This window comes from Micromonospora sp. NPDC049559 (assembly GCF_040676675.1).
In the GTDB taxonomy this organism is placed as follows: domain Bacteria; phylum Actinomycetota; class Actinomycetes; order Mycobacteriales; family Micromonosporaceae; genus JBFAPK01.
Window position 1 is genome coordinate 584,137 of the sequence record NZ_JBFAPK010000001.1, and the last position, 12,775, is coordinate 596,911.

At 72.2% G+C, this 12,775-nt stretch carries 11 protein-coding genes; 5 read left to right on the top strand and 6 right to left on the bottom strand.

Going from position 1 to position 12,775, the window contains the following annotated elements; genetic code table 11:
- Positions 1–138 precede the first annotated feature (138 nt).
- The 3 genes from AB0J86_RS02590 to AB0J86_RS02600 form a co-directional block, all read right to left on the bottom strand.
- The gene (locus AB0J86_RS02590; RefSeq protein WP_363851282.1) at positions 139–1,752 is read right to left on the bottom strand and encodes an alpha/beta fold hydrolase; all 1,614 of its coding nucleotides are present in this window, start codon (positions 1,750–1,752) and stop codon (positions 139–141) included.
- Between the two features lie 116 nt (positions 1,753–1,868).
- Positions 1,869–2,138, bottom strand: a complete 270-nt coding sequence (locus tag AB0J86_RS02595; RefSeq protein ID WP_363851285.1) for a hypothetical protein — start codon at positions 2,136–2,138, stop codon at positions 1,869–1,871.
- Positions 2,138–2,500 (bottom strand): ArsR family transcriptional regulator, encoded by a 363-nt coding sequence (locus tag AB0J86_RS02600; RefSeq protein ID WP_363851288.1) that lies wholly within the window; start codon positions 2,498–2,500, stop codon positions 2,138–2,140. The genes AB0J86_RS02595 and AB0J86_RS02600 overlap by 1 nt, the downstream gene beginning before the upstream one ends.
- An 82-nt stretch (positions 2,501–2,582) precedes the next feature.
- On the opposite strand from AB0J86_RS02600, the gene AB0J86_RS02605 reads away from it, so the two are divergent.
- Positions 2,583–3,071, top strand: a complete 489-nt coding sequence (locus AB0J86_RS02605; RefSeq protein ID WP_363851291.1) for a methylated-DNA--[protein]-cysteine S-methyltransferase — start codon at positions 2,583–2,585, stop codon at positions 3,069–3,071.
- A gap of 119 nt (positions 3,072–3,190) precedes the next feature.
- Here the strand turns inward: AB0J86_RS02605 and AB0J86_RS02610 are convergent, their stop codons facing one another.
- Positions 3,191–4,096, bottom strand: coding sequence for a LysR family transcriptional regulator (locus AB0J86_RS02610; RefSeq protein ID WP_363851294.1), 906 nt, complete (start codon positions 4,094–4,096; stop codon positions 3,191–3,193).
- A 70-nt stretch (positions 4,097–4,166) separates the two neighbouring features.
- Between AB0J86_RS02610 and AB0J86_RS02615 the strand changes: the two genes are divergently transcribed.
- Positions 4,167–5,402, top strand: coding sequence for a putative sulfate exporter family transporter (locus tag AB0J86_RS02615; RefSeq protein ID WP_363851297.1), 1,236 nt, complete (start codon positions 4,167–4,169; stop codon positions 5,400–5,402).
- A gap of 242 nt (positions 5,403–5,644) precedes the next feature.
- On the opposite strand, the gene AB0J86_RS02620 is transcribed toward AB0J86_RS02615, so the two are convergent.
- Both AB0J86_RS02620 and AB0J86_RS02625 read right to left on the bottom strand, forming a co-directional pair.
- A complete protein-coding gene (locus tag AB0J86_RS02620; RefSeq protein WP_363851300.1) occupies positions 5,645–6,724 on the bottom strand; it encodes an inositol-3-phosphate synthase in 1,080 nt (359 codons plus the stop codon).
- A gap of 23 nt (positions 6,725–6,747) precedes the next feature.
- Positions 6,748–7,392, bottom strand: a complete 645-nt coding sequence (locus AB0J86_RS02625) for a PadR family transcriptional regulator (protein ID WP_363851303.1) — start codon at positions 7,390–7,392, stop codon at positions 6,748–6,750.
- Positions 7,393–7,566: 174 nt separating this feature from the next.
- Between AB0J86_RS02625 and AB0J86_RS02630 the strand changes: the two genes are divergently transcribed.
- The 3 genes from AB0J86_RS02630 (at position 7,567) to AB0J86_RS02640 (ending at position 12,733) form a co-directional block, all read left to right on the top strand.
- A complete protein-coding gene (locus AB0J86_RS02630; protein ID WP_363851306.1) occupies positions 7,567–8,058 on the top strand; it encodes a DUF5318 domain-containing protein in 492 nt (163 codons plus the stop codon).
- Positions 8,059–8,252: 194 nt separating this feature from the next.
- A complete protein-coding gene (locus AB0J86_RS02635) occupies positions 8,253–11,039 on the top strand; it encodes a transglycosylase domain-containing protein (protein ID WP_363851308.1) in 2,787 nt (928 codons plus the stop codon).
- Positions 11,040–11,191: 152 nt separating this feature from the next.
- Positions 11,192–12,733, top strand: coding sequence for a glycosyltransferase 87 family protein (locus AB0J86_RS02640; protein ID WP_363851311.1), 1,542 nt, complete (start codon positions 11,192–11,194; stop codon positions 12,731–12,733).
- The last annotated feature ends 42 nt before the right edge of the window (positions 12,734–12,775 follow it).

A 12,775-nucleotide genomic window follows, 5' to 3' on the forward strand; every position in this document is an offset into this window, starting at 1 on the left:
CGCGGCTCACCGGAACGGTCGCCGGGAAGCACCCGGCGACCGTTCCGAGCAACCGTCGTGGTCGCGGTCCGACAATAACCTCAATGAATGCTGGGCGAGTGGAAGAAATTTTTCACGCCCGGGGGTGCGGACCCGTCGTCAGACCCGGGCCCGGGTCCCCGGCGCGCCCGCGACCGCCGTGGTCGGCCCGACCTCCGGGCAGCGGGCGCCGGGCGCGGGCAGCTCCAGCGAGACCAGGTACCGCTCGGCGGCCGAGGCCATGCACGGGCTGACGTTGTAGATGCCGTGGCCGGAGCCCTCGTACGTCAGCAGGACGCCGCGGGTGCCGAGCTGCCGGGCCACATTGCTGGCCCAGTTGTATCCGCTCGCCGGGTCGTGCAGCGAGTTGACGAGCAGGAGCGGCCGGTCGGTATCCACCCGGAGCCGGTGCTGCGGGTTGTCGACCGGCGTCGGCGCGCCGAGGCAGGTCGTCATCGCCATCAGCGCCTGCGGGTAGCGGGTGTCCGGCGCGATACCGGCCATCCGGCGCAGGTGCTCGGCGTACTCCCGGTAGTCGCGCACCGGCAGCGCCCAGTCCTGGCAGAAGACCGCGAACGGGAACGGCGCGGTGGCCGTACCGTCCGAGGTGGACACTGCCGGCTCCCGCGCCCCCGTGACCGGTGCGGCCAGCGGCGCGGGACGGCCACCCGTGGCGAGCGCGGCCAGCGTCTCCGCCAGCTCCGCCCAGTCCGGGCCGTAGAAGGCGCGCTGGGCCAGCACGCTGAGCGTGTACGGGGTCAGCGCGACCGAGGGGCGCTTCGGGTCCGCCAGCTCGCCGCGTCCGGCCCGGGCCATCAGGTCGGCCCAGAGCCCGCGGACGTCCCGGCCGTGCAGGGCGCAGCTCGCGGTCGCCGTACACCAGGCCACGAACTGGTCGAACGAGTCCTGCGCCGTGGCGGCCTGGGTGTCCAGGAAGTCCCGGGTAGCGAGGCTGTGGTCCACCACGCTCTCCAGCAGCACGGCCCGGACCCGACCCGGGAACAGCTCGGCGTACTGCTCGCCGAGGAGCGTCCCGTACGAGCTGCCGTGGTAGGTGAGCCGGCGCTCGCCGAGCGCGGCCCGGACCGCGTCCAGGTCCCGCGCCATGCTGCCCGTGTCGACGTGGTCGAAGATCGGCCCGGTACGGGCCCGGCAGTCCTGCCGCAGCCGCCGGTTGTACGCCAGCGTCGCGTCGAAGTCGGCCTGGTCGCGCAGGAGCGGCGAGGGCTGCGCGGAGAGCAGCTCGGCGGAGCAGACGACGGGCTGGCTCCGCCCCACCCCGCGCGGGTCGAAGCTGACGATGTCGAACCGTCGGCGCAGCTCGTCGGTGAACCGCCCGATGCCGGTGACGACCCGGCTCACGCCGGAGTCGCCGGGGCCGCCCGGCCCGAACACCAGCGTGCCGACGCGCGCGGTCGGGTCGGTCGCGGTACGCCGCGCCAGGGCCAGGTCGAATCGCGGCCCGTCCGGCCGGTCCCAGTCCACCGGTAGCGAGAGCGTGCCGCACTCCGCGGTGGCGTCCTGCGGGCATGGGCTCCAGGCGATGCCCGCCGACGAACCGGGCCGGGCCGCCGCGCTCGGCGAGGCGGCGGCGACCGGGGCGAGCCCGGCCGCCGCGACCGTGGCCAGCGCCAGCGCGGCGAGCCGCCGTACCCGGCCGCGGTGCCGGGGGGTCGCGGCGCCGCGCGGCCGGTGGCCGGCGGTCGGTGGGATGGATTTGCCGCTGTACGGCATGGGGTGTTGTCCTTTCGATGAAGGAGCGATGACGAGAAGCGCCCCTACGGGGGCGAGGTGCTCTTTCACACCCGGGCCGTCGAGTTGCCGCTCGGCGGCCCGGGGCCTGGTCCGGACTACTCGACCTCCTGCAGGACGCGCTCCAGCTTGGCCATGCGCGCCTCCATCGAGACGAGCCGGTCGCCGAGTTCCGCCAGTTGCCGCGCGGTCTCCTGCTGGCCGTTCGCCGCGTTCTCGGCGAGCTGCTGGTACGCCTGCTCGCGCGCCAGCAGGGCCTTCGCCCGCCAGGTCCGGGCGATCTGCACGATGGTCACCGCGATCACGGTCGTCAGCAGGGTGAAGATTCCCACCGCGCCCACCACCTCGGTCAGTTCGTGCCCGTCCATCAGCGCTCACCCTCCTCGGCGTCCCGCTCGTCGATCCGCTCGTCGACCCGCGGGAGGGTCAGCGTCCGCGCCGCCGTGGCGATCGCCTCGGGCGTGAGCGCGAACGCGAAGTCGTTCACCTCGTAGAACTTCATGGCCTTCCCGTCCTCCGACAACTCCAGCTGCGCCGACACCAGACCGGCCGTCTCCAGCTTCCGCAGGTGGACCTGCAGCAGCGCGCGGCTGATGCGCAGCTCGCGAGCCAGCCGGCTCACGTAGTTGCGCTCGCGCGCCAGCGCGGCGACGACCCGTAGGCGGTGCGGGTTGGCCAGGGTGGAGAGCACCCGGACCAGATCGTCCCCGGTCGGCGGAGGGACGCTCATCCTGAAAACCTGCACATGCAAAGAGAAGTTAGCAGGTGCCAGAAGGAATTGCGAAGTCGGTGGGCCGCGACATAATGGCCGGATGCGCTGGACCGTGCTCGACTCGCCGATCGGCGAGCTGTCCGTGGTCGCCGACGAGCGGGGCATCTGCGGGGTGCGCTTCGGCCGGGTCGAGGGGGTCGAGCTGATCGCGGCGGAGACCGCCGACGAGCGGCTCCGGACCGTTCTCGCCGAGCTGCGCGCCTACTTCGCCGGGGAGCTGACCGAGTTCACCGTGCCGCTGTCGGTGCGGCAGGGGTCGGAGTTCGAGCGGGCCGTCTGGCGCGAGATGTCGCGGATCCCGTACGGCGAGATGCGGACGTACGGGGAGGTCGCCACGATCCTCGGCGACCCGGGAGCGGCACGCGCGGTCGGCGTGGCCTGCAACCGCAATCCGATACCGGTGATCGTGCCGTGCCATCGGATCGTGGGCGCCGGCGGAAAACTGGTCGGCTTCGGCGGCGGCCTGCCACGCAAGCGGCAGCTGCTGGAGCTGGAGGCCCGCGTCTCGTTCGCCAGCGCCTGGAGCTGAGCCGCGGCGGACCCGCCGAGCCGGGGCCGGGCGCTGACGGGTGGGGAACCGGTCAGCCGGGGCCGGGCGCTAAGCGGTGGCGAACCGGTCAGCGGGTGGTCGTCCGCGCGCGGCGCGGGTCAGCCGGTCGACACGTGCCGGATGAACTCGCCGACGAAGGGGCCGCGCCGGCCGGCCGGCCAGATGGCGCGCAGCTCCCGGCCCAGGTCCAGCCCGGCGACCGGCACCCGCACCAGGGTGCCGTCGCGCAGCTCGTCCTGCACGGCGAGGCGGCTGACCACCGTGGCGCCCAGCCCGGCCCGTACCGCCGCCTTCAACGCCTCGGTCGAGGTCATCACGCCGTACGGCTCCGCGACCGGGTGTCCGGCCCGCGCCGCCGCCTCCTCGTACGTCCGCCGGGTGCCGGATTCGCGTTCGCGCAGCAGGAGCGGGGTGCCGGCGAGCGTCGAGGCGGGCAGCGGATCGCTCGGCCCGGCCCACGGGTGTCCCGGCGCGACCACGACGACCAACTCGTCGCGGCCGATGCGGCGGCTCTGCAGGCCGGCGAAGACCCCCGGCCCCTCGACGAAACCGATGTCCGCTCCGCCGGCGCGTACCGCCGCCACCACCTCCTCGCTGTTCGCCACGGTGAGCCGGACCGCCACGTCGGGGTGGACCGCTCCGAAGCCGGCCACCCGCACCGGCAACACGTACTCGGCGTTGGTGTAGCTGGCCGCCACCCGCACCAGGCTCCGCGCGCCGGCCTGCACCGCCTCGGCCTCGGCCGCCAGCCGGTCCAGCGCGGCGAGCACCTCGCGGGCCGGCCCGAGCAGCCGCTCGCCCTCCCGACTGGGCCGGGAACCGCGCGGACCCCGGTGCAGCAGCGCCACGCCGAGCCGGCGCTCCAGCCGGGCGATCGCCTGGCTGGCCGAGGGCTGCGTGATCCGGTGGCGACGCGCCGCGGCGGAGAGGCTGCCCAACTCGACCACGTCGACGAAGAGGCCGAGAGCCGGCAGGTCACCGGGGAGAAGCTGACGGTCGGACATAGGTAAAGCCTATGGGCCCATCTTGGTTTCGCCACTACCCGGGTCGTGCCGGCCGGCCAAGACTTGCCGCATGACGAAGCAGGTCGCGGGCCCGGAGGAACCGGTCGTGTACCCCGCGCCGGTGCCGGCGCGCGCGTCCGGGTCCACGGGTACCGAAGACCGGCCGGAGCGCGGCCAGCACCCGCCGGGCGCGGCGGACGGGCCGCCCGGTCGCCGGCCGGACGGGCCGCTGTCCGGGCCGTGGCGGCTGCTGCCCGGACTCGGCGTCGCGGGGCTGATCGGCGGCGTGGCGACCGTCGCCGGCCGGCTCGTCCCGGTGCTCGGTGCGCCGGTCTTCGCCGTGCTCCTGGGCGCGGTGGTGCGGGCCCTGCTCGACCGGACCGGCGGGGCCGGGTCGCGGGCCGGATGCGCACCGGGCCGGACCGGGGGCGCGGACCCGTACCGCGTCGATGCGCGTCGGACCGACCCCGACGGGCTGCGGGCCGGGGCGGGCTTCGCCGGGCGGTACCTGTTGCAGGCGGCCGTCGTGCTGCTCGGTACCGGGCTCTCGGTCCGTACGGTCCTGCGGGTCGGGGCCGCCTCGCTGCCGGTGATGCTCGGCACGCTCGCCCTCTGCCTGGTCGCGGCCGTGCTTCTCGGCCGGCTGCTGCGCGTACCCGATCCGCTGCGCACGCTCGTCGGCGCCGGCACGGGCATCTGCGGGGCCTCCGCCATCGCGGCGCTGAGCCCGGTCGTCCTGGCCGGCGAGGCGGCGGTGGCGTACGCGCTCTCGACGATCGTGGTCTACAACATCGTCGCCGTCGTCGCCCTGCCGCCGCTGGGTCACCTGCTCGGCCTCAGCCAGCACGCCTTCGGGCTCTGGGCCGGTACCGCCGTGAACGACACCTCCAGCGTGGTCGCGGCCGGCTACGCGTACGGCGCAGAGGCCGGCCGGTACGCCGTCACGGTCAAGCTGACCCGCGCACTCATGATCATTCCGGTGGTGCTCGGGGTGGCGGGGCTGCGGTACCGCCGGTCCGCGACGCCGGCGAACCGGCCCGCCCTGTGGCGACTGGTACCCCCGTTCCTCCCGCTGTTCCTGCTCGCGGCGGCGGCCGGATCGGCCGGCCTGGTGCCGCCGTCGTGGGGCGCCGGCCTGGCGCTCCTGGCGGGGTACCTGGTCGCGACGGCGCTGGCCGGCATCGGGCTGGGCGTACGGCCCCGGGAACTGCGCCGGGCCGGCCTGCGCCCACTCGCCCTCGGCGGACTGCTCTCGGTGCTGGTGGCGACCGGGAGCCTCGCGTTGCAGGCACTCCTCACGCCCTAGCCGGCCGCCGCGCGACCCGGTCCCGTGGCGGCCGTCGCGGCGTCCTCCGGGGTCGGCGGCGGGCACTCGTCCTGCGCCGGCCCGTGCGGCGGTGCCGGGGAAGGGAACAGGGCCGCACCCTGGCGGGGGTGCGGCCCTGTCGGCCGGTGGGCGCCTCGCCGCGTGAGCGGGGCGCGCGGGGCCTACGGTACGGAGCCCTGGCAAGCGCGTGGGCACCCGGTCGGGGCCGGAGCGGAGCCTCCTTACCGCTCGACCCGGCCGGCGATGAAGTCCTCGACGGCCTGGTGGGCGTCGTGGTCGGCGTACTGCTCCGGCGGCGACTTCATGAAGTAGGACGAGGCGGAGAGGATCGGCCCGCCGATGCCCCGGTCCAGCGCGATCTTCGCGGCGCGGACGGCGTCGATGATGACGCCGGCCGAGTTGGGCGAGTCCCACACCTCGAGCTTCAGCTCGGCGTTGAGCGGTACGTCGCCGAAGGAGCGACCCTCCAGGCGGATGTAGGCCCACTTGCGGTCGTCGAGCCACGGCACGTGGTCGGACGGGCCGATGTGCACGTCGCTCTTGACCATCTCGTGCGGGATCTGGGACGTCACCGACTGGGTCTTGGAGATCTTCTTCGAGACCAGCCGGGTGCGCTCCAGCATGTTCATGAAGTCCATGTTCCCGCCGAAGTTGAGCTGGTACGTGCGCAGCAGCTCGACGCCGCGGTCCTCGAAGAGCTTGGCCAGCGCGCGGTGCACGATCGTCGCGCCGACCTGGCTCTTGATGTCGTCCCCGACGATCGGCAGGCCGGCGTCGGTGAACTTCTGCGCCCAGACCGGGTCGGAGGCGATGAAGACGGGGAGCGCGTTGACGAAGGCGCAGCCGGCGTCGATCGCGGCCTGCGCGTAGAACTTGTCCGCCTCCTCGGAGCCGACCGGCAGGTACGAGACGACGACGTCGACCTGCGCGTCGCGCAGCGCCTGGGCCACGTCGACGGGGGACTGGTCGGACTCCTCGACGATCTCGCGGTAGTACTGGCCGAGGCCGTCCAGGGTCGGGCCGCGCTGCACGAGCACGCCCGTGGGCGGTACGTCGGCGAGCTTGATGGTGTTGTTCTCGCTGGCGAGGATCGCCTCGGCCAGGTCCATGCCGACCTTCTTGGCGTCCACGTCGAACGCCGCGACGAACTGCACGTCGGAGACGTGGTAGTCGCCGAACTTGACGTGCATCAGACCCGGGACGCGGTCGTGGGGGTCGGCATTGCGGTAGTACTCCACGCCCTGTACCAGGGACGAGGCGCAGTTTCCGACACCGACGATGGCGACGCGGACGGAGCCCATCGCGTTTGCCTCCTTTGTGTTCTTCACGGCCGCTCCGGCTCTTCCGCCGGTCGCGGGTGGTCTTCTTCTTTTTCTTCTCGTGTTTCCTGCCCGGTGCCCCGCTGCGGCATCGCCGGGGGCCGGCCGGATCGCTCGTTCGCGATGAGTTCCTCCAGCCAGCGGACCTCGCGCTCGCAGGCGTCGAGTCCGTGGCGCTGCAGTTCGAGCGTGTAGGCGTCGAGCCGCTCGGCCGCGCGGCTCAGGACGTCGCGCAGGCCCTCGCGCCGCTCTTCGATCTTGCGGCGTCGACCTTCCAGGATCCGCAGGCGCGTCGCCTGGTCGGTACGGGCGAAGAACGCGAAGTGCACGCCGAATCCGGTGTCCTCATAGGTCTCCGGGCCGGCCTGCGCGATCAGCTCGGCGAAGCGTTCCTTACCCTCTGCTGTGATCTTGTATACGATGCGCCCCCGCCGGCTGGTGAGCGCGGGCACCGGCTCGGTTGCGGTGGCCGGGGTCTCGGTGGCTTCCGTGATCCAGCCCGCCGCCTGGAGTCGTCGCAGCGTCGGATAGAGCGAGCCGTAGCTGATCGCCGCGCGGATCGCACCCAACTTCGCCGCGAGTTCTTTGCGCAGTTCGTAGCCGTGCATCGCGGACTCCTGAAGGAGTCCGAGGACGGCGAGTTCGAGCACCGCTCTCCCTTCCACGCCTTCGCTCGCAGGCTATCAACGCTCCGATGTATCGGACCGATACATCGCACGTTAGACGCCAGGTGGCGTGCGAGCAAACCCCTAATTTTGCGCAGGTAAAGTCACGCTGAGTAGCGGAAGTCGCCTCTCCGGGCCGAACCGCGTACCCTTTCCCGCATGCGTACGCAGCGCCAGGTCGTCGACTACTCGCTACAGAAGCGAGCGCTGCTACGTGAGGTCTTCTCGGGTCGGGTGGGCACGTACGAGGTCTGTGACGCCTCGCCCTACCTGAAGAATGCGGCGCGGTTCCACGGTGAGCCGACAGAGGAGCGCTGCCCTATCTGCCGTCGCGAGAACCTCACCCATGTGCACTACATCTACGGCGATGAACTCAAGCAGTCGGCCGGTCAGGCGCGGACGCTCGCGGAGCTGCCCGTGCTGGCGATGACGCTGCGTGAGTTCCAGGTCTTTGTGGTGGAGGTGTGCCGCAGCTGCGACTGGAACCATCTCGTCGAGCAGTTCCTACTCGGGCGTGACGGGCTCGCGGGCGGTACGGACGACGGCTCGTCCGCCGACGCGGCCGCCGCGGCGGGTCCGGGCACGGCGGGTACCGGCGGCTCGGGGCGCGGCGCTTCGGCGACGAGGCGAAGGCGCGAGGCTCGACGGTGATCGTGGCCCACCCGGTCCGGGAAGTGTCCCGACAACGACCGGGCGGGTGGCACGACACAAACCGGATAAGTCCGGTTATTTCTGATGTGGCTGTCCCCGGCCGGTGGATCCGGTCGGGTGCTCGGCATGGCATGGCTCACGGCAACCCGGTGCGGGCGCTCGACCGCCCCACCGCGACCGGCAGGGTGTGACGAATGAACTCGTACGGCGATCCCAGTTCTCCGCGTGGCCGGGCCCAGATACCCGGCACACAGGGTGATCCAGGGCCTGCGGCGGACGACTCGTACTGGCGGGCGGCGCCCGGAGGAGGGTCCGGGGGTGGTTGGGGCGGCAACGGCGGCTCCGCCGCGCCCCGGGCGGCTTCCAGCGGGCGGGCCTCCGTCGGCAAGGCTTCTCCGGTCAGCCCCGATCCGGCGGGCACCGGACGGGCCTCGGTCGGCCCGCCGGCGTCCGGGTCCGCGTCGGTCGGTTCGGCCTCCGTCGGTTCGGCCTCGGCCGGCCGGGCTCGGGTCGGGCGGGCGGGCGTACCCGGCCCGGACGGCGGGATGGGCGCGGGTCGCCCCGGCGCCGGCCGGGCGACGGTGGGCGCCGCCTCGGTGGGTACCGCGGGCCGCGCCAGCGTCGCGCGCGCCGCGGTACCGGTCTCGCCGGCCGGCCCCGGTGGCTCCGGACCGGACGGGCCCGGTGGCTCGGGTCCGGGGCGGCGCGGGCGCGGCGCGGCGGCCGACGACCCGGACGCCAAGGCGAAGGCGAAGCGCCGCCGGCGCATGAACTGGATCATCGCCTCCTGCGCCGTCTTCATCATGCTCGCGGGCGTCGGCGTGGTCGGCTTCACCTACTACTCGACCACCGTCCCGCTCCCCAAGGACGTGCCGCTGCCGCTGTCGACCACGGTCTACGCGAAGGACGGCAAGACGGCGCTGGTGAAGCTCGGCGAGGAGAACCGCCAGTTCGTCACGAAGGAACAGATCCCCGAGTTCCTCCAGCACGAGGTGGCCTCGGCCGAGGACCGCAAGTTCTACGAGCACTCCGGCGTCGACTACGTCGGCATCGTCCGGGCGGCCTTCAACAACTTCACGGGCGGCAGCAAGCAGGGCGCCTCGACGATCACCCAGCAGTACGCCCGCAACGCCTACGCGAACCTGCATGACGACACGTACGCGCGGAAGGTGAAGGAGGCGATCCTCGCCTCCAAGCTGAGCGACAAGTACGACAAAGACGAGATCATGCAGCACTACCTGAACACGATCTACTTCGGTCGCAACGCGTACGGCATCCAGGCGGCGGCGCAGGCGTACTTCGGCAAGGACGTCAGCAAGCTGACCCCGGCCGAGGGCGCGGTGCTGGCCGCGGTGATCAAGCAGCCGGAGCCGGACCAGAGCACCGGGCACAAGGGCTACGACCCGTCGCTCAACCTGCAGGCCGCCACGGACCGCTGGAACTACGTGCTGGACGGCATGATCGAAAAGAAGTGGATGAACCCGGCGGACCGTCCCACGCAGTACCCGACGGTTCTGCCGATCAAGCAGAGCGGCACCGCCTTCGGCGTGAACACGCCGAAGGGCAACGTCGTCAACTACGTCCGCGACGAGATGAAGCAGATGGGGCTCTGCGTCGACGGGCCACGGGACAACCCGCAGAGCTGCTCGGCGCAGCTCGCCGACGGCGGTTACAAGATCACCACCACCATCGACCCGAAGATGCAGGCCGCCGCGGAGGCTGCGGCGCGGCCGGCCCAGAAGGGCTCCGAACTCGACGGCCAGCCGAAGAACCTGATGGCCGCGATCGTCGCGATCGACCCGAAGACCGGCCAGGTGCTCGCCTACTACGGCGGCGACAGCGGCGCGGACATCGACTACGCGGGCGTCAACACCGACAGCAGCGGCCGGCTCTACGGCGGCCACCCGCCGGGCTCGTCGTTCAAGGTCTACACGCTGACCGCCGCGATCGACTCGAACGTTTCGGTGCAGTCGCACTGGGACGCGTCGAACTTCAAGCCCGAGGGCTTCGACGCCGAGATCACCAACGCGGGCCGGGACGTGAAGAAGACCTGTGACACCTGGTGCACGCTCCAGTACTCCACGGAGCAGTCGTACAACGTGCCCTTCTACCACGTGACCGAGAAGATCGGCCCGGCCAAGGTCGTGGACATCGCCAAGGCCGCCGGGGTCAACACCATGTGGACCGTGCCGGAAAAGGGCGACCCGGAGGCGGTCGACCTCACCAAGAAGAAGGGCGACGACGTCGCGCCGTCCCCGTTCTACAACGTGGTCGGCTACGGGCAGTACCCCATCACCGTCCTCGACCACGCGAACGGCCTGGCCACCCTCGCGAACGGCGGCATGTACAACAAGGCCCACTTCGTCGTGAAGATCGAGCAGCAGAACCAGGCCACCGGCAAGTGGGAGAAGAAGGGCGGCGAGCAGCTCAAGCCGCAGCGGCGGATCAAGAAGTCGGTCGCCGACCAGGTAACGGCCGTGCTCAAGAAGATCCCGGGGATCAACCACCATGCCCTGGCCAGCGACCGGGAGGCCGCCGGCAAGACCGGTACCTGGCAGTACGGCAACACCAAGCACAACTCCAACGCGTGGATGGTCGGCTACACCCCGCAGATCGCCACCGCGGTCTGGGTCGGCAGCAAGGACCCGAAGAAGCCCGAGATCATCGACGATGACGAGAAGGACATCGGCGGTAGCGGCCTGCCGGCCGACATCTGGAAGCGCTTCATGGACGCCGCGCTGAAGGGCAAGGAGGAGGTCAAGCTGCCGGACGTCGTCCAGATGGGTGACGAGAGCGTCGGCAACGGCATCGAGAAGACCCCGCCCCCGCCGCCGCAGGGGCAGCAGTGCAACCCGATGGTCAACCCGTTCTGCAGCAACCCGCCCACCGGCCCGAACCCGCCCACCGGTCCGAACCCGCCCACCGGTCCCAACTTCCCCCCGGGTGGGCCGAACGGCGGTGACCGCAACAACGGCGGCTGACGGCCGTCGGGTAGCGATCGCGTGAACGCCGCCGGCGGCCGGGATTCCTCTCGGCCGCCGGCGGCGTTTCGGCCTCCGGTCCTCGCCCCGGACGTACCGACACGGGCCCGGGGGAGGACGGATGGCCGGTGCGTACGGCAGGATGCCTGTTCATGAGTGCGCAGTCGGCGGCAGGCATCGACGAGCCTGAGAAGATTGACCACCCTTCCCGGTCGGACGGGTTCGTCCGCGGGCTGTCCCAGGCGATCGGCGGCCCGCTCGGCGAGCACGCCGTCGGGGTCGACCGCCCGGTCAACCGGCCCAACCGGTTCTGGACGGCGGCGCGGATCGTGCTGGCCCTGACGTGTCTCACCCTCGCGCTGCACTGGGTGCAGAAGTCGCCCTGCCAGGACGGCGCCTGGCAGAACAACGTGCAGTACACCCGGTTCTGCTACACGGACGTGCTGGCGCTGTACTACGCGGAGGGCCTCAACGAGGGCAAGGTGCCGTACCGGGACCACCCGGTCGAGTACCCGGTGGTGACCGGGTACTTCATGGGCGCGCTCGGGCTGCCGGTACACAGCCTCGGCACGTCCCGCCCCGAGATCAACCAGGGGATGTGGTTCTACAACCTGAACGCGCTGGTGCTCGGCGCGCTCGCCATCGCCACCGTCGCGGTCATCCTCGCGCTGCGCCGCCGCCGGCCGTGGGACGCCGCGATGTTCGCGCTCTCCCCCGCGCTCCTGGTCACCGCCACGGTCAACTGGGACCTGCTCGCCGTCGGGCTCGCCGCCTTCGGCCTGTACGCCTGGGCGCGGCGCCGGCCCGTGCTCGCCGGCCTCCTGCTCGGGCTCGCCGGCGCGGCGAAGCTCTGGCCACTGTTCATCCTCGGCCCGCTGCTCGTGCTGGCGCTGCGGGCCGACCGGCTCCGGCAGGCGCTGGCGGCGCTCGGCACCGCCGCGCTCGCGGTCGTCGTCGTGAACCTGCCCGTGGCGATCCCGTACCGGGAGAGCTGGGACCGGTTCTTCGAACTCAACACCGAGCGGGCGATCGACTGGGGCACCCTCTGGTACATCGGGCGGTACCTGGATGGGAAGTGGCACAGCGGCAGCCCGGGCGACCAGGGGCCGTTCCAGTGGTTGAGCAACCACGTCGACCCGACCCTGAACTACCTGACGTACGCGCTCTTCGGAGTGGCCTGCCTCGCGATCGCCGCGCTGGCGCTGCGGGCCCCGCGCCGGCCCCGGCTGGCCCAACTCGCCTTCCTGGTCGTCGCCGCGTTCCTGATCTTCAGCAAGGTGTGGTCGCAGCAGTACGTGCTCTGGCTGCTGCCGCTGGCCGTGCTCGCCCGGCCGCGTTGGGGGGCGTTCCTGGCCTGGCAGCTCGCGGAGGTCTGCTACTTCGTCGCCTTCTACGGGGAACTGCTCGGCGCCTCCGGCAAGCAGGTCTTCCCCGAGGGCGTCTTCGTGCTGGCCGCGACGCTCCGGCTGGTCACCGTCTGCGTGCTCTGCGGTCTCGTCGTGCGGGACATCCTGCGGCCGGAGCGCGATCCGGTGCGCCAGACCTACGCGGACGACCCGGACGGCGGGGTGCTGGACGGCGCACCGGACGCGCCGTGGGCGCTGCGCTGGCGGCGACCGGTCGCGTCGCGGTCGGTACCGGGACCCGCCGTACCCGCCGCGGAACCGCCCCTGGAGCACGCCGCTCCGGCCTGACCGGCCGCCCCGATCCCCCGGCCGGCCCGCGCGGTCGGCCCG

What these genes read in the sequence shown, in the direction of transcription:
- AB0J86_RS02640 (WP_363851311.1), top strand. Translation starts at nt 11,192, where the DNA reads ATGAGTGCGCAGTCGGCGGCAGGCATCGACGAGCCTGAGAAGATTGAC.
- AB0J86_RS02635 (WP_363851308.1), top strand. Translation starts at nt 8,253, where the DNA reads ATGAACTCGTACGGCGATCCCAGTTCTCCGCGTGGCCGGGCCCAGATA.
- AB0J86_RS02590 (WP_363851282.1), bottom strand. Translation starts at nt 1,752, where the DNA reads ATGCCGTACAGCGGCAAATCCATCCCACCGACCGCCGGCCACCGGCCG.
- AB0J86_RS02595 (WP_363851285.1), bottom strand. Translation starts at nt 2,138, where the DNA reads ATGGACGGGCACGAACTGACCGAGGTGGTGGGCGCGGTGGGAATCTTC.
- AB0J86_RS02610 (WP_363851294.1), bottom strand. Translation starts at nt 4,096, where the DNA reads ATGTCCGACCGTCAGCTTCTCCCCGGTGACCTGCCGGCTCTCGGCCTC.
- AB0J86_RS02605 (WP_363851291.1), top strand. Translation starts at nt 2,583, where the DNA reads ATGCGCTGGACCGTGCTCGACTCGCCGATCGGCGAGCTGTCCGTGGTC.
- AB0J86_RS02600 (WP_363851288.1), bottom strand. Translation starts at nt 2,500, where the DNA reads ATGAGCGTCCCTCCGCCGACCGGGGACGATCTGGTCCGGGTGCTCTCC.
- AB0J86_RS02620 (WP_363851300.1), bottom strand. Translation starts at nt 6,724, where the DNA reads ATGGGCTCCGTCCGCGTCGCCATCGTCGGTGTCGGAAACTGCGCCTCG.
- AB0J86_RS02630 (WP_363851306.1), top strand. Translation starts at nt 7,567, where the DNA reads ATGCGTACGCAGCGCCAGGTCGTCGACTACTCGCTACAGAAGCGAGCG.
- AB0J86_RS02615 (WP_363851297.1), top strand. Translation starts at nt 4,167, where the DNA reads ATGACGAAGCAGGTCGCGGGCCCGGAGGAACCGGTCGTGTACCCCGCG.